Source organism: Streptomyces sp. NPDC050528, assembly GCF_044457795.1.
Taxonomy (GTDB): domain Bacteria; phylum Actinomycetota; class Actinomycetes; order Streptomycetales; family Streptomycetaceae; genus Streptomyces.
The window spans coordinates 175,857-197,904 of record NZ_JBITHH010000012.1 but is presented as its reverse complement, the minus strand read 5'-3'; the positions used below and the strand labels follow the sequence as shown (position 1 = coordinate 197,904).

Below are 22,048 nucleotides of genomic sequence, written 5' to 3'. Positions count from 1 at the left end.
GACCGAGTTGCCCCGGTGGTCCACCTGTGTTCGCTCGGGTGACAATACTCGGCATCCGGGGGAACGGGGCGTCGCGAACGGGGTATGGAACCCCTTGATCATGTCCGGACGTTGTCACCCCGTCAGGCTCACCCCCGCCCACCCGTCACACAGGAGCGGCATGGACATCGGCGTATTCATCCCCATCGGCAACAACGGCTGGCTCATATCGAAGAGTTCACCCCAGTACCTGCCGAGCTTCGAGCTCAACAAGGCCATCGTGCGGAAGGCCGAGGAGCACGGGCTCGACTTCGCGCTGTCGATGATCAAACTCAAGGGGTTCGGCGGCGAGACCGAGTTCTGGGACCACAACCTGGAGTCGTTCACACTGATGGCGGGCCTGGCCGCCGTGACGGAACGCATCAAGCTGTACGCCTCGACGCCGATCCTCGTGCTGCCCCCGGCGATCGTCGCTCGCATGGCCACCACGATCGACTCCATCGCCCCCGGCCGCTTCGGCATCAACATCGTCACCGGCTGGGCGCCCGGCGAGTACTCCCAGATGGACCTGTGGCCCGGCGACGAACACTTCGGCAACCGCTACGCCCGCGCCGCCGAGTACGTCACGGTGATGAAGGAGCTGTGGAGCGAGGGCGTCAGCAACTTCAAGGGCGAGTTCTACGAGATGGACGACTGCGTGCTCTCGCCGCGCCCGACGGATGGGCGCATCGACATCGTCGCGGCAGGGCAGAGCCCCACCGGCATCCGGTTCGCCGCCGAGCACGCCGAGTACAACTTCATCCTGGGCAGCGGGGTCAACACCCCGCTCGCGCTGTCGGACACCACGGCCTCGCTCGTGGACGCGGCCGCGGAGACCGGCCGTGACGTCGGCGCGCTCTCCCTCTTCATGGTCATCGCCGACGAGACCGACGAGGCCGCCCGGGCGAAGTGGCAGGACTACCACGACAACGCCGACCACGCGGCGCTGGCGTACATGGCGGGCGAATCGGCCTCGGACACCACCGCGGACGACACCTCCACCGCCCGGACCATCGTGCTGCCCGAGGGCGCGGTGAACTTCAACATGGGCACGCTGGTCGGGTCGTACGAGACGGTCGCGAAGCTGCTCGACGAGGTCGCCGAGGTCGAGGGCACCAAGGGGATCATGCTCGTCTTCGACGACTTCCTCGAAGGTCTGGAGAACTTCGGTACCCGTATCCAGCCGCTGATGAAGTCGCGGTCGCAGGCCGGGTGACCGTCGCTCCGGACGGTCCGGGCGGGCGGTCGTGACCGTCGGCCGCAGTCCGTGGCGGGTGTTCGCGGCCACCGCCGTGGGGGTGGTGGCCGTGTTCCTCAACATGAGCGGTCTCGCAGTCGCGCTGCCCACCATCACCCGGGAACTGGGGGCCGACCCCGGGCAGGCCGACTGGATCCTGCTCGGCTACATGCTGGTGACGACCGCCCTGATCCTCGTCTTCGGCCGGCTCGCCGACATCGTCGGCCGCCGCAGCCTGTATCTCACCGGGCTCGTCGTCTTCACCGTCGGGACCGGGCTCGCGGCGCTCGCTCCCTCGGCGGGGTTCCTGATCGCGGCCCGGGTCGTGCAGGGCGTCGGCGCCGCCGCCGTGATCACCAACAACACGGCCCTGCTGGCCGACGTGTTCCCCGCGCGTTCCTTGGGCCGGGCCCTCGGCTGGAACGTCACGGTGGCCGCGACGGCTCAGGTCGCCGGGCCGGTCGTCGGCGGCGCGGCGACCCAACTCCTCGGCTGGCGCGGGCTGTTCGTCGTCTGCGTACCGATCGGACTGGTCGCGATCGGCGCGTCGGTACTGGCCGTTCCGGCGAGCGCGCAGCGGGTCGGCAGGGTCCGTGAACCGTTCGACCTGCCGGGCGCGCTGCTGTCCACGGCGATGCTGACCGCGCTCGTCCTCACCCTGACCCCCGGCGTCACGGCCACCGTCGCCGACTGGCTGCCGTGGCTCTGCGGCGCCGCGACCCTCGCGCTCCTCGCCGCCTTCGTCGTCGTCCAGACCCGGCGTGCGCACCCCCTGGTCGACGTGGCGCTGCTGCGCACCCGCGCGATCGCCCTGGTGCTCGCGGCCGTACTCGCCAACGCGGTCGGCAGCTACGCCGTCGTGCTTCTGGCCTCCTTGCACGAGCAGGCGGTCGGCGGCGCCACCTCCCTGGAGGCGGGGGTGCTGGTGACACCGGTCGCGGTCGGCACGCTGATCGCCTCGGCCGCCGCGGGTCCGTTGTTCGACCGCTTCACCCCGCGCGCGCTGACCACAACCGGCATGGCGGTGACGGCGTGCGGGTTGCTGGGCTTCTCGCTGACACTCTCGACGACGACCGTGCCGTTCCCGGCCGTTGCCCCGTTTCTCTTCCTCGTCGGGGCCGGCACCGGGCTGTTCATGACGCCGAGCACGAGCGCGCTGATGCTGTCCGTGCCGGCCGACCGACGCGGAATGGCCAACGGCCTGCGCTCGACCACGCAGAACGTGGGCTACCTCCTCAGCACGGCGCTCGCCCTCGCGTTCACGACGACGGGCCTGAGCGGACCGGCCCGACAGGCCGCCTACGACGGAACACTGAACACGCTGAACGCCCTCGGCTCGGGCGAGTTGGACCGCTTCGTCGCCAACATCCGCGCCACGGGGTTCGTCCTCACGGGCATCGTCGTGGTCGGGGGAGCGATCTGCCTGGCGTTTCCCACGTCGCTGCGGGCACCCCGTACCGCCGAGACGGCAGCCGTCAACTCCCCACCGGAGTCCGCCACTTCACGAAGGACGTCGCCATGACCGGTCAGCAGCAGCAGGACTACGAGCGCGCGGGGTTCGACGGCCGGCTCACCCCCGGCACGTCCCCGGCCCTGATCCTGGTGGACCCCGCCCGCGCCTACATCGACCCGGACTGCCCGCTCTACGCCGGTGTCGAACCGGCGGCCGACGCGATGAGGCTCCTCCTGGCCGATGCACGCCGGGCCGGGATCCCGGTGATCGTGACGCGGGTGCTGTTGCGGGCGGACGGGAGTGACGGCGGCCTGTTCCTGCGCAAGGTGCCGGTCCTGGGGGTGTTCGCGGAGGGCAACCCCTTCGGCGACTTCATCGACGGGCTGGCCCCGGCGCCGGACGAACTGACCGTGACGAAACAGTGCCCGAGCGCCTTCTTCGACACCGGACTGGCCGCCCACCTCACGGCCAACGGCATCGACACCGTGCTCATCGGCGGACTGTCGACGAGCGGTTGCGTCCGCGCCACCGCGCTGGACGCCATGCAGTACGGGTTCGTGCCGGTCGTGGTCGAGGAGGCCGTGGGCGACCGGGACCCGGACATCCACGCGGCGAACCTCTTCGACATCAGGCACAAGATCGGCGAGGTGTGGCCGCTCGGGCGGGTTCAGGGGTATCTCGCCTCTCTCGGCTGACCGGTCGTGCGCGTCGTGTGCAGCACGCCGCCCGGGTCACGGACGCACCTGGGGGAGGAGCGGTTCGCGGTCGGCCGTGGGCTGGGTCGGCGGGTGCGGGTCGGCCTCGTATCCGGCGGGAACGACGGCGTCGGGGACCAGCGGTGACGGCTCGACGCGCAGCAGCCGGGCGATCCCGGCGGGCAGCCACCAGTTGTACTTGCCGAACAGCGAGACCATCGCCGGCACCAGCAGTGCCCGTACGACGGTGGCGTCCAGCAGGATGCCGGCGCCGAGCGCGGTGGCGAGGACCTTGATGTCGGTGCCCGGGGCGGACGCCAGCGCGGCGAAGGCGAAGAACAGGATCAGCGCGGCCGACGTGACCAGCCGCCCGGTGCGGCCCAGGCCGTGCTCCACGGCGTACGCGGTGGAACCGGTGCGGTCGTACTCCTCGCGCATCCGGGCCAGGATGAACACCTCGTAGTCCATGGACAGTCCGAACAGGAACGCGAAGATCAGGACCGGCAGCCAGAACGTCAGCGCACCGGTCGCGGCGATCCCGAACACCGCGTTCGAGCCGTGTCCGTCCTGCCAGAACCAGGTGATCATCCCGAACACCGCGGCCACGCTGACCAGGTTCAGCAGCACCGCCTTGAGCGGCAGCAGCAGGGAGCGGAACGTGCGGACCAGCAGCACGAAGGTGACCAGCGCGATCAGACCCAGGACGTACGGGAAGTCGTCGAAGACCGCCCGCTGGTAGTCGAGGACGATGGCACCCCGGCCCGTCACACCGACGTATCCCGGCAGGTCCTTCGTCGCGTTGCGGACCGAACGCACCACCGCCACGCTGGTGTTGTCCACCGTCTCGCGGGTGGGTACGACGACGACCTCCGTGACGCCGTCCCGTCCGGGCGGGGCCACGACCGCCATCCGGATGCCCGGTACCCGCCGCGCCGCAGCGGCCACGGTGGACGCGTCCGCACCTGACCGGACCAGCAACGGCACAGGTGTCAGTACCCCGCTGCCCACCCCGCCGGCGCCGAGCGTGGCCAGCGTGTCATGGGCGACGCCGGTGCGGGCCAGGGAGTCGGAGCCGGCCTGGCCGATCTGCAGACCGAACACCGGGACGATGGCCAGCGCGAGCCCCGCGGTGGCCGCGGCGGCGGCGGCCCATCGATGGCGGACGACACCGCGCGCCCAGGCCGACCAGGCCCGGGACACATGTGCCTCCTTGCGGATCCTCGGCCGGTCGACCCGCGGACCGACCAGGCTCAACAGGGCCGGAAGCAGGGTGAGGACGACCAGAGTGCTGATCACCGGGATCACCATGCCGCCGAATCCCATGCTGCGGATGAGCGGCACGTCGACCACGACGAGCGCGACCAGGCTGATCGCGACGGTGATCCCGGAGGCGAGCACCGCGTGCCCGGCGGTCGTCACCGCGGTGATCACGGCCTCGTCGTTCGACCGGCCGCGGGCCCGCTCCTCGCGCCAGCGGGAGACCACCAGCAGCGAGTAGTCGATCGCCACGCCCAGCCCGACCAGCGCGATCAGGAACTGCACGACGAACGAGACGTCGGTGAACGTGGTCAGACCGAGGACGACCAGGAACGTCGCCAGGATCGACACCCCCGCGACGAGCAGCGGCATCAGGGCGAGGAACGACGCGAACACGAAGGCGAGGACGAGCAGCGCACCCAGCGCGCCGATGAGTGTCTCGCCCAGCACACTGAGCCCGCCGCGGTCTCCGGCGTCACTGCCGGCCGAGAGCTGGTTGTATCCGGTGACCTCGGCGGTGAGGCCCTGCTGTCGTGCGGCCGCCTTGACCGTGCGGTCCACCGTGGGCGCCAACGGGTCGGTGAAACCGGCCGGTTGAGGGCCGTAGACCAGCAGGAAGGTGCTGTGGCCGCCCTGGGTGAGAAAGCCGGGGTCGCCGGTGGTGCCGTAGTCGAGGACGCGGACGCCGGGGATCGTGCGGAGGCGGTTCGCCACGGTGGTGACGTCCGCGCGGTCGATGGGGCGGCCGGTGGGTGCGGTGAGCACCGGGAGGTAGCCCAGGTCGGCGGACACGCCGTAGGAGCGGGCCAGTCGGGCCTGGGTCTCGGAGCCCTCCTGGCCGGGCAGCGAGAAGTCCGACGAGAGCCGGGACTGCAGATGGCCGGCCGCGGTGCCGCCGGCGAGCAGGACGACCAGCCAGAACGCGATCACCCACCAGCGGTGGCGCAGGACGAAGTGCGCGCATGTGGACACGAGTTGCTCCTCTTGTTCCTTGTCGGCGGTTCGCTCGGTGGGCGGTTCAGGGGGTGGTCCGGAAAGCGGCCATCATCGCCATGTCCTCGTGTTCGAGGTTGTGGCAGTGCAGGAGGTAGCGGCCGGCGTGGTCCTCGAAGCGGATCGCGACGTCGGCGTACTGCTTGGGCCGGAGGTCGATGGTGTCCTTCCACCCGTGGTCGCCGGGACCGAGCGGTCCGCCGTTGCGGGAGAGCACCTGGAAGGGCGAGAGGTGGATGTGCACGGGGTGGTAGGCGTCGGTGGCCAGGCGCCAGATCTCCACCTCGCCGAGGCGGGGGGAAGCGTCGATGCGGCGCGGGTCGAACGCGCGGCCGTTGACGACCCAACCCGCCGCGCCCGTGCCCATGGTGGTGACCTTGCCCTTGCGGAACATCCACGGCCGGGTCCTCGCGGAGGCCGTCGACAGGGCCTCGACGGCGGAGAGTTGGGCCGGGATCCGGCTGTCGTCGGTCGCCCTGCGCGCGACGACGAACCGCATGACCCGTGAAGTGCCGCCGCTGCCCGCCCTGTTGGTGAGCGTCACCCGGGTTCCGACCGGGTAGCGGGAGAAGTCGACGATCACGTCGAACCGTTCGGCCGGTGCTATCGGGAGGGTGGTGTGCCGTAGCGGAGCCGCCAACAGCCCCTGGTCCGAGCCTATTTGAGTGAACGACGGGCCGCCCGGGGGTACCGGGTCGAGGGCGAGTTCGTAACGGCGGGCGTTGGAGGCGTTGAGGAGGCGGAACCGGTGGCGGACCGCGTCGACCTCCAACTCCGGCCAGGGCGCCCCGTTCACGAGGATCACGTCACCGGCCGCGCCCGCCATGTGGTCGGCGTCGACGCCGGGCATGCTCTTCAGGTCCGGATCCATGGCGGGGTAGCGGAACGCGCCGTCCGCGTCGAAGGCGCGGTCCGCGATCATCAACGGGATGTCCCGGTCCCCGCGCGGCAGCGGCAGGGCCGCTTCCTCGTCGTCGCTCAGCAGCATGAACCCGGCCAGCCCGCGCCAGACCTGGGGACCGGTGAAGCCCATCCGGTGGTCGTGGTACCAGAGCGTCGCGGCCCGCTGGTCGAGCGGATAGGTGTAGTCGCGGGTGCCGGTACTGGCGGTACCGCCGACGGCCTGCGCCGCGAAGGCCGCGCTGCCGGTGGCGGGCAGTACGAGGTCGGTCGGGAAACCGTCGCTCTCCGGCGGGGTGTGCCCGCCGTGCAGATGCACGACGGTCGGTACGGCGAGCTGGTTGCGGTAGTGCAGCACGGTCCTGCGACCGCGGCGCGCCGCGATCGTCGGCCCCGGGAAGATCCCGTCGTAGCCCATGATCGTCGTGCGCAGTCCGGGCAGGATCTCCACGCTCGCCTCCCGCGCGGTGAGGTCGTAGAAGTCCGTGTCCGCGGTGCTCCGCGACGGCCGCTTCACCGGGGGAAGCGGCAGCGGCGTGGTGAACGGCTTCGGTGACGCGGCGGCGGAGGTGAGCGTACGGCCGCCGAATTCGGCGCCCGTCGTGCCTGCGGCGGCCGCGTCCGATCCCGGCGACTTGCACCCGGCCGCCGTCCCCAGTGTCACGGCGCCGGTGAGTGCGGCCATGGTGCGGAGAAGGCGTCGGCGCTCGGGTCCAGGTGGTTCGGTCATGGCGCAGACGATGGGTGACACGGTCCGTCGTCCACGTCGTCCGGACGCGGTGGATCCGCCGTACTGCGGACGCGGTATACGGTCACGGGGGCCCGTACCGTGGCTGGACGACGTGGCCGTGGCCGGCCCTCCGATACCGTGCGGCCCATGGCTGACTACCGGTTGTCCCGCATCCGAGGCCGCGTCACGTCCCACCCGCAGGCCGTGGACGTGGCCTTCGGCCTTCTGGTCGTCACCGTGATCCTGCTCGCGGTCCGCGCCGGGCGCCCGCTGCGTGGGGAAGATCTGGCCGCGAGTGCGCTCGCGTTCGCGCTGATCGCCGCCCGGCGCAGGTGGCCGCTGCCGGTCTTCGGGGCGGTGACCGCGGTGAGCGCGGCGTTCAATCTGCACGCTGCCCTCGTCGGCCCGTTGCTCGCCGCGAACGTGATCTGTACGTACACGGTCGCCTCCCGGACCGACCGGAGGACCGCCGTGGTGACGGGCGCCGTCACCATCGTGACCGTGTACGTCGCGGTCGTCATCGGCGCCGGCCGATCCTGGACCGATCCGCAGAACGCCGCGATCGTCGTGTGGGGCGCCCTGGCCGTCGTCGTCGGCGACGCCACCCGCATCCGCCTGGCCAACCTGGATGCCGTCGAGGTACGGGCCCGGCAGGCCGAGCACAGCCGCGACGAGGAGGCCCGCCGCCGGGTCGTGGAGGAGCGGCTGCGCATCGCCCGTGACCTGCACGACGTCGTCGCCCACCACATCGCCGTCATCAACGTGCAGGTCGGCGTCGCCGCCCATCTGCTGCGTGAGCGGCCCGACGCCGCCGAGGAGGCACTGGCCCACGTCCGGCATGCCACGCGCACCGTACTCGCCGAACTCTCCACCGTGCTGGACGTGTTGCGCTCCGAGGAGCAGGACGCCGAGCACGCCTCCACGGCCGAGCCCCCGCCGGGACTGAGCCGGCTCACGGCGATGCTGGACTCGCTGGCCGCAGTCGGCCTGCGGGTGGAGCACCGGCAGGAGGGCGAGGCGCGCCCCCTGCCCTCCGCGGTCGACCTCGCCGCCTACCGCATCGTCCAGGAATCCCTCACCAACGCCCACAAACACGGCAGTGAACCGGCGGCCCGGCTGCTGCTCGACTACACCCCGGCCGGTCTCGGCATCATGGTCGAGAACGCCGCCGGCCGCCCGGTCCCGGAGGCCGACGGCTGCGGCCACGGCCTCATCGGCCTGCGTGAACGGGTCAGTTCGGTCGGCGGGCGCGTCCGCACCGGGCGTGACGACGGCCGGTTCACCGTCGACGCCTTCCTTCCCGCCGCACTCGACCGACAGGACACCTCCACGTGACGATCAGAGTGCTGCTCGCCGACGACCAGACACTCATCCGGGCCGGGTTCCGGGTCCTCGTCGACGGTGCGCCGGACCTGGAGGTGGTCGGCGAGGCGACGACCGGCCGCGAGGCGGTCGAACTCGCCGGCAGCACCCGCGCCGACGTGATCCTCATGGACATCCGGATGCCGGACCTCGACGGCATCGAGGCGACCCGGCTGATCACCGCCGACGAAGACCTCGCCGGGGTACGGGTGTTGATCCTCACCACCTTCGAACTCGACGAGAACGTCCTGCGCGCGCTCCACGCCGGCGCGAGCGGATTCCTCAGCAAGAGCGTCGAACCGGCCGACCTCCAGGAAGCCGTGCGTGTCGTCGCCCGAGGGGAGGCCCTGCTCTCGCCCAAGGCCACCCGCGGCCTCATCGCGCGCTTCCTGTCCCAGCCGACCCCGGGCCCGCTGCCCAGCCCGGTCCAGCTCGACGCACTCACCGAGCGGGAGCGCGAGATCATGGCCCTGGTCGCCGCCGGGCTCTCCAACGACGAGATAGGGGAGCGGTTGTACGTCTCTCCACTGACCGCCAAGACCCACATCAACCGGGCGATGATGAAACTGGGTGCCCGCGACCGCGCCCAACTGGTCGTCCTCGCCTACCGGAGCGGCTTGGTGAGCCCCGGCGACCTTCCCGTCGTGTGACCGTGGGGCAGGTCCAGGTCGCGGAGTGCGAGGCCAAGGCCTGCGAGAACACCTGACATCACGGCGCCTCGTGTCCGGCCGGAAACCCGCAAGGGCGCGATCCGCGGCGGGAGTCGAGGGCCCCGGGGGCTATCACGAGCGGTGCCGTTCCCCGCTGTCGAAGGAACCGGTGGCGGGCCCGATGCGCGGGTGGGGCAACCCCTCGGTGGCCGGTCCGCTCAGCGGAACCACGCGTGACAGGGCCGGCAGGTGGCGATGACGCTGGGGCGCTCCTGGTACCGACTGTGGTGGGAGACGTCGTGGAGATGGGCTTGGAGCCGGTGGAGGAAGTCGTCGGCGTCGATGGACGGTTCCAGTGGGTGTTCCCTCCGCCGGGCGGCACCGGCCCCGACCCCGGTTCGGGGTCCGCCTCCGCTGACCTGTCCGTCTGGTACTTCGCCCTGCCGCTCACCTCAGCCCACCGCGGTGGGCACTCCGGCGGCGGTGCCCTCGTGGACGGCGTCGACGGCCAGGAGCGGTACCGGAACGAGGGGACGGTCTACCCCCACTCCGGTCTGGTCGAGATGATCACCTACCAGGAGCGGTACCTCCCCGAACTCTCCTGGAAATACCTGGACTTGAGCCATGTCCCGTGGGACGACGTACGGGCCGCCATCGCCGCGGACCCGCCGGACGTGGCGGCGTTCACCGTCTACACCGCCACCGCACTGTGGGCCTTCATCGTCGCCGCGGAGATCAAGCGCGTGAACCCGGACGCGGTCGTCGTGTTCGGCAACGACCACGCGGGAATCCTCCATCGCGAAATACTCACCGGCCACTACGGCCACCGGCTCGTCGATTTCGTCAGCACCGGCAACAACGGCCCCTTCACCATGCTCGGCCTCCTGTACGCGTTACGAGGGCAACTGGACCTGAAACGTGTCCCTTCCCTCGCCTATCGCGAACACCTCCGGGTCGTGAACCAGCCCGCTCCCACCTATCCGCTCGACCGCCGCATGCTCCCCGACTACACACTCATCGAGGATCAACTGGAGCGGTACTACGACAAGGCGTTCGACGTCTGGTACGCGCATCACTACGAGCTGAAGCGCATGGTGACGCTCCCTCTGGACGCGGGCTGCACTTGGGGAACGCGTCCGGGACGCCGGTGCAAACACTGCTCGATCCAGGGGCTCACACCGAAATTCGCCCGGATGGACACGATCGTTCCCGCACTCGAAACGGCGGTCGGCGGCCTCGGCGCCAATGTCTACGCCGCCGGGGACTCCACCCTCGGGTTCTCCCGGGCGCAGTGGTCCGGTGACATCGGCTACCTCGACGAACTCGCCGAACGCTGCGCCGCCTCACCGGTTCTCCGGGACCACCGGTTCCTCCTCGCCTACGGCCTGGTCTTCGAGTTCCTCCAGTCGGCCAAGCTGTGCCAGGGATTCGTCCGCACGTGGAACGTCGGCCTGGAGGCCTTCGACCCGAAACTCCTCAAGGGTGACTCCAAGGGCATCAACAAAGGACCCGACCGCGTCTACGAGGCGCTCGAACTGGCCCAGGAACTCGACTACAAGATCTACGCCTCGGGCATCCTCGGACTGCCCGGCACCACCCGGAAGCAACTCCACGAAGAGGTCGACTCCTGGCTCTCCCTCGCGGAGACCTATCGGGACACCATCACCACGGTCTCGGTCGCGGCGCCCGGTGTCATCCCGGGCTCGCGCATGTACTGGGAGAGCTTCCGATCCCATCCCGAAGTGCGTGCCGCGCACGGCGAGATCATTCCGGCCCGGCGCCTCACCGAGCTGTACGTCCACGAGAACACAGAGGTCGAACTCGCCGACGTGGAAGCCGCGATCGCCGATATCGGCCGGGGCGTGATCGCCCTCGGCCGGGAGCGCGGACACATGAAGTTCGGCGGCTACATGCTCGGCGGAGTCGACGACGACGAGGCGGCCGAGCGACGACTGCTCGACGAGATCTGCGCCCGGCTCTGACACGAGCGACGGACATTCGGAAAAGCACGGGGGACTGATGAAGAGGAACAGGACGCGGACGAGGACGTCGCGGGCGAAGGGGGCGACGACGGCGAACACGGCTCGGCTGAAGTCCGTACCCGTGTCGCGAGCCCCTCGTGTGATCGTCGTCGGCGCCGGTGGCGCGGGACTGGCCGCCGCCATCGAGGCCGCCGCCGAGGGCGCACACGTCGTACTCGTCACGAAGGCCGTCTACGAGCATGCCCGGCACCGCTGGTCCTCGGCCGGCGGGTGCACCTGGAAGACCCATGCCTTCAACGCGGCCGTCGCGCCGGACGACAGCGTCGCGGCCCACATCGAGGACACCCTGGCGGGCGGTGCGTACGCGGGCGACGAGGACATCGTCCGGACGCTCTGCGAGGGCGCGTTGGGCCTGGTGGACTGGCTGGAAGGCCTCGGGCTACGGTTCGAGAAGGGCGGTGACGGCCGTTTCGCCACCCGCCCGTTCGGCGGCAACGGCGCGCCCCGTGCCGTCCATCTGGAGGACCGGCTCGGCTTCCACATCCAGCGTGTGCTCGGCGGACGACTGGCACGACTCGTCCAGGAAGGCCGCGTCGAGGTCCATTCCGGACTGCGGGCCACGGACGTCCTTCTCGACGCCGACGGAGCCGTACGAGGACTCCGGGTGCTGTCCGTCGAGAGCCTCGAAGTCCTGGAGATCGCCGCGGACTCCGTGATCCTCGCGGACGGCGGCGGCACCTCGATGTACGCACCGTCCGCCGCCTCCACGGACAAGACCTGCGACGGTCTCGCCCTCGGCCTGCGGGCCGGTGCCGAGGCCATCGACATGGAGTACGTCCAGTTCCATCCCACCGGGCTCGCCTCGGACGTACCGACGTACGACGGAATGCCGGTCGAGGAAGCCGTACGGTTCGACGGCGCGACCCTGCTCAACCGTGACGGTGAGCGGTTCATGGTGCGGTACGACCCGCTGGGCGAACAGGCCACCCGGGACAAGGTGTCGCGCGGTGCGTACCGCGAGATCATGGAGGGGCGCGGTTTCCCGGACGCGACGGTCCGGCTCGATCTCGGTGCCTGCGCGCAGGTCGTACCGGAGCGCTATCCGGCCCTGTACGAACGTCTCTGTCTGATCAGGCCCGGATTCGGTTCGGCGGACGCGTCGGTGTTCGGCGTACGCCCCACCGCTCATTTCCTGATGGGCGGACTTCGCATCGACAGCACGGCCCGCACCACGATCGCCGGCCTGTACGCCGCGGGCGAGACCGCGGGCGGCGCCCACGGCGCCAACCGCCTCGGCGGGAACGGCCTGTCGGAAGCCCTCGTCTTCGGCCGCATCGCCGGTCGGCACGCGGCGGCCCCCGGCGGCGGTACGGGACTGAAGGAAGAGCACATCCGGGTCACCGGGCCCTACCGCATGGACGTCTCCCCGGACGGCGCCTGCCCCGAGGCCCTGCTCCAACTCCTGCGGCGGGAGATGTACTTGAAGGCCGGTCCGATCCGTACGGCCCGTGACCTCCTGGCGATGACCGACACGGTCGCGGCGCTGGAGGAGCGCAGGGAGAGGCTGGACATCGCCTCGGGGCCCCGGGCCGCGGGCCAGGTACAGACGTGTCTGGACCTGGAGAACCTCCTGCTGGCCTCCCGGCTGATCGTCGAGGCCGCGCTGCTCCGCGAGGAGTCGCGCGGGGCGCACTACCGCGAGGACTTTCCCTCGACGGCCGCTGACATCACGGGCAACGCCGTCGTGCACGACTCCGGGAAACTCGCCTGGAAGCCCGTTCGCCGGGGTGGAGCCCGGCCTTCCGACGCCGGCGCGGAGCACCGACGGTGAACCTGGGCAACGGGATCAGCGTGGCCGCGATATCCCTCGGCGTCGTGATCACCCCCGGACCGAACATGATGTACATGGTCTCGCGGAGCATCGCCCAGGGCCGCCGCGCCGGGGTGGTGTCGCTGGGCGGGGTCGCCGTCGGCGCCCTGGTCTTCGTGGTGGTGACGAACCTCGGGCTGATGGCCGTGCTGAGAACCGTCCCCGTGCTGTACACGTCCTTCAAGATCGCGGGCGCCGCCTATCTGGGCTGGCTCGCCTGGCAGGCCTTCCGATCCGACGGCGCGTCCGTCTTCGCCCCGCGCGAGATGGCGGACACCTCCACCCGCCGCCTCTTCGTCATGGGCCTGGTCACGAACCTCCTCAACCCCAAGATCGCCCTGCTGTACCTCTCCCTGATCCCGCAGTTCGTGGACACCCGGGCGGGCCATGTCCTGCTCCAGGGCTTCGCCTTCGGCGGCATCCAGGTCGCCGTGAGCGTGTGCGCGAACCTGGTCATCATCATGGCCGCAGGCACGCTCTCGAACTTCCTCGCCGCGCGCCCCGCCTGGCTGCGGGTACAGCGGTACGTCACGGGAGCCGCGCTCGGCACGCTCGCCCTGCTGCTGGCGACGGACCAGTCGCAGGCGTGACGAACCGTCAACACCTTCCGCACGGCGCGGGCGTGCAGAAGGGCGCAGGGGCGGTCGCACCCCGTGCACACACCTCCGAACCACCCCCGCACGCCCTCCTGTTGGCGACCGGCCACTGATGTGCTCGTCGTTCGTCCAACAAGGGGGAGAAGAACATGCGTCATCGTCTTACGCAACGGCTCGCCGTGCTGTGCGCGTCGGCCACTCTGCTCATCGGGTCGACCCTGGCCACCGGAACGGCAGCCCACGCGGCGCCGTCATCGCTCGGCGGATGCCGGAATCCCTACGTCTGCGTGTACGAGGCCCACGAGGTCATGGTGGGCGCCTACAAGGACGTCACGCCCTACTGGCAGACCTTCAGCCGCACCGACGTCACCTACGTCTACAACGCCCGGCACTACGGCGCCGCGTACTTCCTCTACAGCAGCGGCTACACCAGCTGCGCCGAACCGGGACGCCAGGGCTCCCTGTACCACCGGGGCTACGGCAACGTGACCGGCATCCGCATCGACACCGGCTCGCACTGCTACGCCTGACCCGTATTCAGGGGGTCGCGATTCCCGAGGCCGTTTCCGCCCTGCCATGATGTTCCGCGGAAGAGGGGGTCCGCATGGCACAGGACAAACGGCCTTGGGAACGATCGCGACAGCCGAGCGGGGCCGCTGATCTGCCCCGGACCGAGGACGTCATCGGCGTGTTCCGCTACCAGGGCGCGGACGTCCTCAACATGAGCGACGCGCAGGTCCGCGCCTTCTGCCTGGAGCGAGCCAGGTTCTTCCTCTACGAGGCCCAGGTCAAGGCTGCGGACACCCTGGGCGGGCCCGACCTGCACCTCGCGACCCAGTACGCGACGATCGCCGAGGCCTTCAGGTCGTCTTCCGCGCCGCCCGGCGACCAGGGAGACGGCCCCCTGGAAAGCCCCTCCTGAGCCGTCGGCGCGGGTCAGGAGGGAAGGGGGCCCTGCATCACGAGGGCGAGGCCCTGTTCCGCGTCGTCGTTCAGGGCGTTGGTGAAGGCCTTGTCGTAGGCGTCGTCCCCGACCGACTTGCGGGCCTGCAGTTCCCACTGGTCGCGGACCTCGGAGAGTTCGGGTGTGCCGTGGTTCGGGTGGCCGAGCATGCGCCAGAACGTGTTGCCGGTGCCGGATGTGCGCGCGGCCGCGATGCCGTTGCCCTGGACCGCGTTCGCCCCGGTGAGGAGGTCGAGGGCGAGGGCGATGCCGAGGTTGTCGTTGAGGTTGTGCTTGCTGGCGAGCATGGCCCGGGCGTGCAGTTCGGCGTCGTGCGCGCGGCCCTGGAGGAGGTCTATGAAGGCGAGTTGGTGGAACGCGTACGACCGTGCCCAGTGCTCGCCGTACCGGACGCTCAGGCGGCGCAGGGAGACGGCCGCTTCGTAGGCCTCGGCCAGGCGGCCCAGCGCGGAGTGGGCGAAGGTCCTGATCACCATGCAGCACAGTTGGGGCGCGCCCGACGGCGGTGACGTGCCGTGGCTGATCAGCGCGTGGTCGCACACGTCGTACGCGGCCTCGGGGCGGCCGGCCATGAGGTGGGTCAGGCCGAGCGTGTGGGCGGCGAAGAGCTCGGACTGCGGGGTGCCGTCCTCGCGCGCCGCCTCGGTGCATTCCTCGCCGACGCGCAGGGCGGTCCGGTGATCGCCCTGGAGGGTGAGCGTGATCCCCAGGGCCCACTGTGCGCGGGTGCGGGACGGGCCCTTGGGGGTGTCGAGGGCGAGGACGCGTTCGAGATAGTCGCGGGATTCGTGGAGATGCCCGCAGCAGGGCCAGAACAGGCCCGTACGGCCGGCCATTTCGACGGCGGCGTCGGGATCCGTCTCGATGAGATGGTCGAGTGCGGCGCGCACGTCGGCGTGGGTCGCCGAGATGCGCGCGTACCAGGCGACCTGCCGGTCACTGAGCCAGCCGGCCTCGGCCTCGCCCAGCATGGCGGCGAAGTGTTCGGCATGGAGCCGGGCGAGGACGTTCTCCTCACCGAGCTCCGCGAGCCACATGGCGCCGTACTCGCACAGCGTGTCGAGCATCCGGTAGCGGGTGCCCGCCTGTTGGAGGACGGACTGGTCGACCAGCCGCTCAAGCAGCCAGGGGATGTCGTCGGCGTCGAGCGGGCCGCCCGCGCAGACGGACTGCGCGTCGGCCGTTTCGAGGGGACCGCGGAACACGGAGAGCCTCGCCCACAGCAACCGTTCGAGCGGCGAGCACAGTTCATGGCTCCAGCCGATCGCCGTACGCAGGGCCCGGTGCCGCCGGGGCCACACCGTTTCGTCCACGAGCGTGTCCAGCCGCGAGCCGAGCCGCTCGGCGATCTCCGTGAGGCTGCTCTCCCGCAGCCGCGCGCAGGCGAGTTCGACCGCGAGGGGAATTCCCTCAAGACGGCGGCAGATGGCGGCGACGGCCTCGGCGGAACCGGCGGAGTCGAGGGACACCGCGGGCGCGGCCGTGGCACAGCGCTCCCGGAACAGCCGTACGGCGTCCCCGTCCCCACCCTCGTCCACGGAGAGCGGAGCCACCTCGACACGGCGCTCACCCCGGACCCCGATGGCCTGTCTGCTGGTGGCGAGCACGGTCAACTGCGGTGCGGCGGCGAGGAGTTCGCTCACCAGCAGCAGACAGGAGGCCAACACGCGCTCGCAGCAGTCGAACACGAGCAGGATCTGCCGACCGGTCAGCCACTCGCACAACGCCTCGACGGGGGCGCGCGGATTGTGGTCCAGGAGATCGACCGCGTCGCACACCGTCGCGGTGAACAACCGGTCGTCGTAGAGGTTGGACAGGTCGACCCACCAGACCCCGTCGGCGTACTGCCCCCGGACCTGCTCCGCGACGCGCAGCGCCAGCCGGCTCTTCCCGACCCCGCCACCACCGGTGAGCGTGACGCACCGCTGCCGCGCCAACGCCGTTTTGACTGTGTCGACTTCGCTGTCGCGGCCGACAAAGCTGGTCGTCATCACTGGGAGGTTGCCTAACACGGTCCCATCCTGCACGGCCCGGAGGACGGCCTAAACCCCCTCAACGGAAACGGTCGCAACTGATCGGAACTGGCGACTGTTCGATCGGGCGGTTCCTGTGGCCGATGGGGTGAAGTGCCGTGGCGGGTGTATCGATTCGGCGGGCCCTCGACGGACTCCGGTGAACGGCCGTTGCGTCAGGCGGAACGGCTCGGCAGTCGCTGAGACGTACGGATGCGGGCACGGATTTTCGGAGCGTGATCCCTCCATCTTCCGCTGACCGGCGGGCAGTTCACGCACCGTCCCGCTCGACCGGGTCCAGATAGAAGTTCGCCTGCGCGACCCGGTCGCCCTCGGTGTGCGCGACGACCACGCCCCTCACCAGAAAGGGAGTGTCGTCGACAGCGGTGCCCGCCATCTCCCACTCGCTCCAGACGACGTCACCGTCCTGCACGGACCGCAGGGCGCGCGCCTCGATGTCCGGGACGCGGGCGAAGAGGCCGGTCCAGTTCTTGCGTACGACGTCCTGGCCCACGAAACTCCGCGCCGGGTGGGTCGGCATGTCGCAGCGGTAGTCCTCGGTGAAGCAGGCGACCAGCGCTTCGAGATCATGGGTCGAGATCGCCTTGCACAGGTTGTCGGGGAACGCGGACACACGGCTTCCTTTCGTTGCTCCACTTCCGGCGTGTTGATCTTAGGTCAGGCGTCCCGGCCGGGCGGGCCCAACTCGGCCTGCCCGGCGCCCAGTTGGTACCCGCTCGCGACTTCGTCGCCGAACCGGGCACCTCACTCCACCCCGAAGGTCGCGCCGATCCCCATCCCGGTGATCCACTCCGGAACCGGCTCGTACGCGCTCCACACCAACGGCGCCCGGACCGCCGCCTGTCCGATCAGCCACGTACGGATCTCGTGCCCGCCACTGCCCGCCTGCTCCTCCAACCCCGCGTCGCCGAGGGCCGCGATCGGCTCGGACTCCCCGGTCCCCAACTGCTTGAGGAACCAGCGGTCCCACGCGCTGTTGACATGGGCGTGCGGGTCGCCGCCCATCGCCCGGACCCGGGGTTCGCGCGCGGCGGCGAAGGCTTGGGCGTCCTCGCGGCCGTGGATCACCGAGTGGCGGCGGTCCTCGGCCATCGCGGGATCGCGCGGGTCGTTGCTGGGCAGCCAGTGGGAGAGGCCACCGCTCGCGATGACCAGCACCCGCCCGGCGGCGCCGTTGTCGCGCAGGGCGTCGCCGAGCGCCCGGCCGAAGCCGATGCAGCGTTCCATGGTGGGCAGCGGGGGAGCGGCGGTGTTGACGACGAGCGGCACCATCGGGACGTCGGTGCCGCCGCACACCATCTCGTAACTCTGTACGAGCCCGTGGTCGACGGTCAGCGCGTACGACAGCGACAGGTCGAAGCCCGCGTGGGTGAGCCCGTCGTACACGGACCAGGCCAGGTCGCCGGCGACGGGCAGGGGACCCGGCCGGCTGCCGAAGTCGCCGAATCCTACGGCGTGTTCGACGCCGATGAGGAACGGCGGCATCGCGTCGTAGAAGTTCGCGTGGAAGTGGTCGGGGCCGATGACCACGACCGCGTCGGGCGCGAGCCGGGCGACCGTCCGGGAGAGCCGGGCCGCCTCGGCGAGAAACCGACCGCCGGGCTGCTCGGGGCCCTCGGGCGGCAGCAGGGTGGCGAAGGGGGAGTGGGACAGGGCGACCAGGCCGAGGATCTCGCTCATACCGGGTCCTTGCCGAGGAGGAGGAAGTCACGGTGGGCGCGCAGGAATTGGTCCGGCTTCTCCCACTGCGGCCAGTGGCCCGCGTCCTCGATGACATGCAGGCGGGCGTCCGGCAGCCAGCTCTGGAGCATCGCCGCCTCGTCGAGTCCGCCGGTCGGGTCGTGGTCGGTCCACAACAGCAGCGTGGGCGCGGTGACTTGGCCGACCCAGGCCGGGTCCCACGCGAACTCCTTCCGTACCTCCGGGTCTTGGACCACCAGCGTGTTCTCGATCGCGCGCAGGAAGCCGGGGCGGCCGTAGACCGCACGCCGTAGGTTCACCAACTCGTCGGTGACCATCGACGTGTCGTGGAAGAGGAACTCGACGCGGCGGCGCACGGTTTCGTCGCTCGGGTCCCGGACGGCGGCCAGGGTGCTCTCGCGCATCTTGACCATCACCTCGGGCTTGTTGGCGATGTTCCCGGGGGTGTTGAGCACGAGCCGTTCGACACGCTCGGGGTGGTGGGCCGCGGTCCACGCGGTCACCCAGCCGCCGAGCGATTCGCCGGACAGATGCGCCGAGTCGATCCCCAACTCGGCCATCAGGCCCAGGAGATGATCGGAGAGCACGTCGATCGTGTACGGCCGGTCCGGCAGGTCGGACCAGCCATGGCCGACCATGTCGTACGCGGTGACCCGGAAGTCGGCGGCGAGCCCGGCGATGTCCCGGGCGTAGGCCTCCAGGTGTCCGCCGGTGCCGTGCAGCAGGATCAGCTCGGGGCCGGACCCCGCGCGCAGGACCCGCGTGCGGACGCCTCCGACGTCGACGAAGCGCAACTCGTGCTCCACGTCGGACAGTTCGCCCCAGATGCCGATGTGGGCGGGCAACGGGTTCATGCCTGCTCCTCCTTGAATCGTGCGCGGGCTTCCGCGACCGTGACCAGACCCGCGCTCTGCCGGCGGCCGACGCCCAGCAGGCTCAGCAGACGGGAGTTCTCGATGGTGAGGAACTCGACCGGCTCGGTGTCCGAGTCGTTGTAGTGGCGGTGCCAGGTCCAGGGCGGGGTGTAGATGAAGTCGCCGGTGGCCCAGGGTTCGGTGTCGTCCTCGATCTCGCTGTGGCCGCGCCCGCTGATGACGAAGTGCACCGTCTCGTGATGGTGGCGCTGCATGTCCGAGCTCAGCCCCGCCGGGATGGTCTGCCGGAAGAGCTCGAAGCTGGCCGTCGGCAGCAGCCCGGCGATCGCCAGCACGGTCGGGTTGTGCACCTGGTCGGCAGGCAGCGGCTGGAGCTGGTCGGCGTGCACGACGACCGGCCGTGCCGTACCGGGCCGCACGGTGTCGTGGATCGAGCCGAGGAAATCGGCCATGGTGAAGCGGGATCCTGATTCCGCCATCAGATCGTCTCCGTCCTTCCGCCGTCGACCGTGAGCACGGTCCCGTTGATGTATGCCGCCTCGTCGGAGGCCAGGAACGCCACGGCGGCCGCGATCTCCGCCGGCCGCGCGGCCCGCCCGGCCGGAATGTGCGCGAGGTCCTGCGCGTCGAGTTCGTCGAAGCCGCGCTGCGCTGCACGTGCCCGGTTGGCGAGGATCTGCGTGCGCCGCTCGGTCGAAGTGGCGCCCGGGGCAACGCAGTTGACGGTCACACCCGCCGCCGCGAACTCGCGGGAGAGCAGCTTGGCCGCCGCCGTGACCGCGGAACGCAGCACCACGGAGGCGGCCAGGTCGGGCTGCGGCTGCCGTACCGCCGTAGATGTCACGAACACCACCCGCCCGAAGCCCCGCTTCGCCATGCCCGGCATCGCAAGCCGCGCCAGCCGCAGCGGGCCCAGCAACAACAGCTCGGTCGCCTCCCGCCACAGCGCGTCGTCGAGATCGAGGATCCCCCCGGGCGGCGGACCGCCGGCGTTGAGCACGAGCACGTCGAGGCCGCCGTACCGCTCGTCGACCTCCTTCATCGCCGCTGCGGCCGAGGCCGGATCGGCCATGTCGCTCACCAGGGCGTGCACGTCGTGCTCCGGGCCGTCGGCCACGGTGTCGGCGAGCCGGGCGGCCGCCGCTTCGAGGACGTCGGCGCGCCGGCCGGTGATCACCACCCGGTCGCCCGAAACCGCCAGACGCTCGGCGATCGCGTGCCCGATACCGCTCGCGCCGCCGCCGACCAATGCTGTCCGCATGATGTTGGCATCCTCCTGAGTCCGCGCCCTGTCCGCCGGCCGGGACGGCCGTCCCGGGCCCTCCCCTTGCCCGCCGGTCCGGGCAGCCTTAGCGTGACCGGCATGACCCCAGGTGAACAAGGGACGAGTCCCACTGCGCGGGACGGCAAGTCCGAGACCTCGGGCCTGGAGCGCGCGGCGGCGATCCTCGGCGCCTTCGACGCGGCGCATCGCGAACTGACCTTGTCCGCGCTCGTGGCCCGCTGCGGCCTGCCCCGGTCGACCACCCACCGCACCGCGGACCGGATGATCCGGCTCGGCTGGCTGGACAAACCCCACGGCCACTACCGGATCGGCAACCGGCTGTTCGAGATCGCGAGCCTGGCCCCGATCCGGCTCGAACTGCGCGAGGCCGTGCTGCCCTACCTCCAGGACCTGCACAGCGCGACCAGGACCACCGTGCAGCTCGGCGTCCTGGAGGGCGCGCAGATCCTCGTCGTCGAGAAGATCACCGGCCACCGTCCGATGCCGATGCTCTCCCAGGTCGGCGGGATCATCCCGGCGTACTGCTCGGCGCTGGGCCGGGCCATCCTCGCCTACAGCGAGGCCGAGACCATCGACGCCGTACTCGATGCCGGAACGCCGCCGCGCAACCCGCGCACGCTGACCACCAAGGCGGCCGTGATCCGCGAGTTGACCGCCGTCCCTGCCAGGGGCTGGGCGGTGGAGCGCGAGGAGGGCAACATCGGTGTGAGCTGCGTCGCCGCCCCGATCTTCGGGCCGTCCGGCGGGGTCGCCGCCGCGTTGTCCGTCACCGGGCCCACCGCGCTGGTCCGCGCCGACCGGGCCGGGCCCGCCGTACGGCTCGCCGCTGCGGCCGCATCGCGGGCCTACAGCACCCGCCGTTGAAAAAGTCCCAGCCGGTGGGACTGGATCATTGCGCATCGCCCGCGCCGAACCCACGCTGGGCGCAGCAGACCAGCGCCGTGGCCGGTCGGCCACGGTGGCGACCGGAAGGAGACGACGGTGACTCTAGGCGGTGGCTACATGCTGCCCTCCCGCGACGGACACAAGATCGCGGCGATCGGGCTGGGCATCACCCTCAAGGCGGACGGTGCCGCGACGCACGACGCGTACTCGCTGTTCGAGTACACGGTCCCGCCCGAGACCGACGGACCGCCGCCGCACCTGCACACCCGTGAGGACGAGTCCTTCGTCTGTCTGGCCGGACGGCTCGACGTGCACCTCGGCGGCAGGGACTTCGTCCTCGAACACGGCGACTACCTGTACCTGCCGCGCGATGTGGTCCACGCCTTCCGCAACCCCTACGGGGAGGAGTCGCGCGTCATCTCCGTCGTCTCGCCGGCCGGCCTGGAGGAGTACTACCGGACGCTCGCGGACATGCCGCCGGGACCGAAGGACATCGGCCTGATGAAGAAGATCATGGCCGACTTCGGCATCGTGCTCCAACTGCCGCCCGAGGTCGCCTGAT

The 22,048-nt window shown here is 70.7% G+C and carries 20 protein-coding genes; 12 read left to right on the top strand and 8 right to left on the bottom strand.

Annotated elements, in window-relative coordinates; all coding sequences use genetic code 11:
* Nucleotides 1-160: 160 nt before the first annotated feature.
* The 3 genes from rutA to ACIBK4_RS36210 are packed head-to-tail and all read left to right on the top strand — an operon-like array spanning nucleotide 161 to nucleotide 3,403.
* Nucleotides 161-1,234, top strand: coding sequence for a pyrimidine utilization protein A (rutA, locus tag ACIBK4_RS36220; protein WP_399001795.1), 1,074 nt, complete (start codon nucleotides 161-163; stop codon nucleotides 1,232-1,234).
* 31 nt (nucleotides 1,235-1,265) lie between these two features.
* A complete protein-coding gene (locus ACIBK4_RS36215) occupies nucleotides 1,266-2,777 on the top strand; it encodes an MFS transporter (protein ID WP_399001793.1) in 1,512 nt (503 codons plus the stop codon).
* The gene (locus tag ACIBK4_RS36210) at nucleotides 2,774-3,403 is read left to right on the top strand and encodes an isochorismatase family protein (protein WP_399001791.1); all 630 of its coding nucleotides are present in this window, start codon (nucleotides 2,774-2,776) and stop codon (nucleotides 3,401-3,403) included. The genes ACIBK4_RS36215 and ACIBK4_RS36210 overlap by 4 nt, the downstream gene beginning before the upstream one ends.
* 36 nt (nucleotides 3,404-3,439) lie before the next feature.
* Here ACIBK4_RS36210 and ACIBK4_RS36205 read toward each other — a convergent pair whose 3' ends face one another.
* Nucleotides 3,440-5,632 carry an MMPL family transporter gene (locus ACIBK4_RS36205; protein WP_399001789.1) on the bottom strand — a complete coding sequence of 731 codons (2,193 nt, stop codon included), beginning with the start codon at nucleotides 5,630-5,632 and terminating at the stop codon, nucleotides 3,440-3,442.
* A gap of 46 nt (nucleotides 5,633-5,678) precedes the next feature.
* On the bottom strand, nucleotides 5,679-7,283 hold the full coding sequence (locus ACIBK4_RS36200) for a multicopper oxidase family protein (protein WP_399001787.1): 1,605 nt from the start codon (nucleotides 7,281-7,283) through the stop codon (nucleotides 5,679-5,681).
* A 147-nt stretch (nucleotides 7,284-7,430) separates the two neighbouring features.
* Here ACIBK4_RS36200 and ACIBK4_RS36195 point away from each other — a divergent pair, with 147 nt between their 5' ends.
* The 7 genes from ACIBK4_RS36195 (at nucleotide 7,431) to ACIBK4_RS36165 (ending at nucleotide 14,665) form a co-directional block, all read left to right on the top strand.
* Nucleotides 7,431-8,618, top strand: coding sequence for a sensor histidine kinase (locus tag ACIBK4_RS36195; protein ID WP_399001785.1), 1,188 nt, complete (start codon nucleotides 7,431-7,433; stop codon nucleotides 8,616-8,618).
* Nucleotides 8,615-9,295, top strand: coding sequence for a response regulator (locus tag ACIBK4_RS36190; RefSeq protein WP_399001783.1), 681 nt, complete (start codon nucleotides 8,615-8,617; stop codon nucleotides 9,293-9,295). The genes ACIBK4_RS36195 and ACIBK4_RS36190 overlap by 4 nt, the downstream gene beginning before the upstream one ends.
* A 299-nt stretch (nucleotides 9,296-9,594) precedes the next feature.
* A complete protein-coding gene (locus tag ACIBK4_RS36185; RefSeq protein WP_399001781.1) occupies nucleotides 9,595-11,277 on the top strand; it encodes a B12-binding domain-containing radical SAM protein in 1,683 nt (560 codons plus the stop codon).
* Nucleotides 11,278-11,398: 121 nt separating this feature from the next.
* Nucleotides 11,399-13,108, top strand: a complete 1,710-nt coding sequence (locus ACIBK4_RS36180; protein WP_399001779.1) for an FAD-binding protein — start codon at nucleotides 11,399-11,401, stop codon at nucleotides 13,106-13,108.
* On the top strand, nucleotides 13,105-13,737 hold the full coding sequence (locus ACIBK4_RS36175) for a LysE family translocator (protein WP_399001777.1): 633 nt from the start codon (nucleotides 13,105-13,107) through the stop codon (nucleotides 13,735-13,737). Before ACIBK4_RS36180 ends, ACIBK4_RS36175 begins: the two co-directional genes overlap by 4 nt.
* A gap of 155 nt (nucleotides 13,738-13,892) precedes the next feature.
* Nucleotides 13,893-14,273, top strand: a complete 381-nt coding sequence (locus ACIBK4_RS36170) for a hypothetical protein (RefSeq protein WP_399001775.1) — start codon at nucleotides 13,893-13,895, stop codon at nucleotides 14,271-14,273.
* Between the two features lie 74 nt (nucleotides 14,274-14,347).
* Nucleotides 14,348-14,665: a hypothetical protein gene (locus tag ACIBK4_RS36165; RefSeq protein ID WP_399001773.1), complete on the top strand. Its 318-nt coding sequence runs from the start codon at nucleotides 14,348-14,350 to the stop codon at nucleotides 14,663-14,665.
* A 14-nt stretch (nucleotides 14,666-14,679) separates the two neighbouring features.
* On the opposite strand, the gene ACIBK4_RS36160 is transcribed toward ACIBK4_RS36165, so the two are convergent.
* From ACIBK4_RS36160 to ACIBK4_RS36135, 6 genes are all read right to left on the bottom strand, one after another.
* Nucleotides 14,680-16,698 carry an ATP-binding protein gene (locus ACIBK4_RS36160; RefSeq protein ID WP_399001771.1) on the bottom strand — a complete coding sequence of 673 codons (2,019 nt, stop codon included), beginning with the start codon at nucleotides 16,696-16,698 and terminating at the stop codon, nucleotides 14,680-14,682.
* Between the two features lie 292 nt (nucleotides 16,699-16,990).
* The gene (locus ACIBK4_RS36155) at nucleotides 16,991-17,353 is read right to left on the bottom strand and encodes a nuclear transport factor 2 family protein (RefSeq protein ID WP_399001769.1); all 363 of its coding nucleotides are present in this window, start codon (nucleotides 17,351-17,353) and stop codon (nucleotides 16,991-16,993) included.
* A 131-nt stretch (nucleotides 17,354-17,484) separates the two neighbouring features.
* Complete coding sequence (locus tag ACIBK4_RS36150; RefSeq protein WP_399001766.1) at nucleotides 17,485-18,420, bottom strand: 2,3-dihydroxyphenylpropionate 1,2-dioxygenase; 936 nt, start codon at nucleotides 18,418-18,420, stop codon at nucleotides 17,485-17,487.
* Nucleotides 18,417-19,295, bottom strand: a complete 879-nt coding sequence (locus ACIBK4_RS36145) for an alpha/beta fold hydrolase (protein ID WP_399001764.1) — start codon at nucleotides 19,293-19,295, stop codon at nucleotides 18,417-18,419. Before ACIBK4_RS36145 ends, ACIBK4_RS36150 begins: the two co-directional genes overlap by 4 nt.
* Nucleotides 19,292-19,795, bottom strand: a complete 504-nt coding sequence (locus ACIBK4_RS36140) for a cupin domain-containing protein (RefSeq protein ID WP_399001761.1) — start codon at nucleotides 19,793-19,795, stop codon at nucleotides 19,292-19,294. Before ACIBK4_RS36140 ends, ACIBK4_RS36145 begins: the two co-directional genes overlap by 4 nt.
* The gene (locus ACIBK4_RS36135) at nucleotides 19,795-20,577 is read right to left on the bottom strand and encodes an SDR family oxidoreductase (protein ID WP_399001759.1); all 783 of its coding nucleotides are present in this window, start codon (nucleotides 20,575-20,577) and stop codon (nucleotides 19,795-19,797) included. The genes ACIBK4_RS36140 and ACIBK4_RS36135 overlap by 1 nt, the downstream gene beginning before the upstream one ends.
* A gap of 102 nt (nucleotides 20,578-20,679) precedes the next feature.
* Here ACIBK4_RS36135 and ACIBK4_RS36130 point away from each other — a divergent pair, with 102 nt between their 5' ends.
* Both ACIBK4_RS36130 and ACIBK4_RS36125 read left to right on the top strand, forming a co-directional pair.
* Nucleotides 20,680-21,465: an IclR family transcriptional regulator gene (locus tag ACIBK4_RS36130; RefSeq protein WP_399001757.1), complete on the top strand. Its 786-nt coding sequence runs from the start codon at nucleotides 20,680-20,682 to the stop codon at nucleotides 21,463-21,465.
* Nucleotides 21,466-21,582: 117 nt separating this feature from the next.
* Nucleotides 21,583-22,047, top strand: a complete 465-nt coding sequence (locus tag ACIBK4_RS36125) for a cupin domain-containing protein (RefSeq protein WP_399001755.1) — start codon at nucleotides 21,583-21,585, stop codon at nucleotides 22,045-22,047.
* Nucleotide 22,048 lies beyond the last annotated feature (1 nt).

What these genes read in the sequence shown, in the direction of transcription:
- rutA (WP_399001795.1), top strand. Translation starts at nt 161, where the DNA reads ATGGACATCGGCGTATTCATCCCCATCGGCAACAACGGCTGGCTCATA.
- ACIBK4_RS36210 (WP_399001791.1), top strand. Translation starts at nt 2,774, where the DNA reads ATGACCGGTCAGCAGCAGCAGGACTACGAGCGCGCGGGGTTCGACGGC.
- ACIBK4_RS36200 (WP_399001787.1), bottom strand. Translation starts at nt 7,283, where the DNA reads ATGACCGAACCACCTGGACCCGAGCGCCGACGCCTTCTCCGCACCATG.
- ACIBK4_RS36195 (WP_399001785.1), top strand. Translation starts at nt 7,431, where the DNA reads ATGGCTGACTACCGGTTGTCCCGCATCCGAGGCCGCGTCACGTCCCAC.
- ACIBK4_RS36170 (WP_399001775.1), top strand. Translation starts at nt 13,893, where the DNA reads ATGCGTCATCGTCTTACGCAACGGCTCGCCGTGCTGTGCGCGTCGGCC.
- ACIBK4_RS36165 (WP_399001773.1), top strand. Translation starts at nt 14,348, where the DNA reads ATGGCACAGGACAAACGGCCTTGGGAACGATCGCGACAGCCGAGCGGG.
- ACIBK4_RS36160 (WP_399001771.1), bottom strand. Translation starts at nt 16,698, where the DNA reads ATGACGACCAGCTTTGTCGGCCGCGACAGCGAAGTCGACACAGTCAAA.
- ACIBK4_RS36150 (WP_399001766.1), bottom strand. Translation starts at nt 18,420, where the DNA reads ATGAGCGAGATCCTCGGCCTGGTCGCCCTGTCCCACTCCCCCTTCGCC.
- ACIBK4_RS36145 (WP_399001764.1), bottom strand. Translation starts at nt 19,295, where the DNA reads ATGAACCCGTTGCCCGCCCACATCGGCATCTGGGGCGAACTGTCCGAC.
- ACIBK4_RS36140 (WP_399001761.1), bottom strand. Translation starts at nt 19,795, where the DNA reads ATGGCGGAATCAGGATCCCGCTTCACCATGGCCGATTTCCTCGGCTCG.
- ACIBK4_RS36135 (WP_399001759.1), bottom strand. Translation starts at nt 20,577, where the DNA reads ATGCGGACAGCATTGGTCGGCGGCGGCGCGAGCGGTATCGGGCACGCG.
- ACIBK4_RS36130 (WP_399001757.1), top strand. Translation starts at nt 20,680, where the DNA reads ATGACCCCAGGTGAACAAGGGACGAGTCCCACTGCGCGGGACGGCAAG.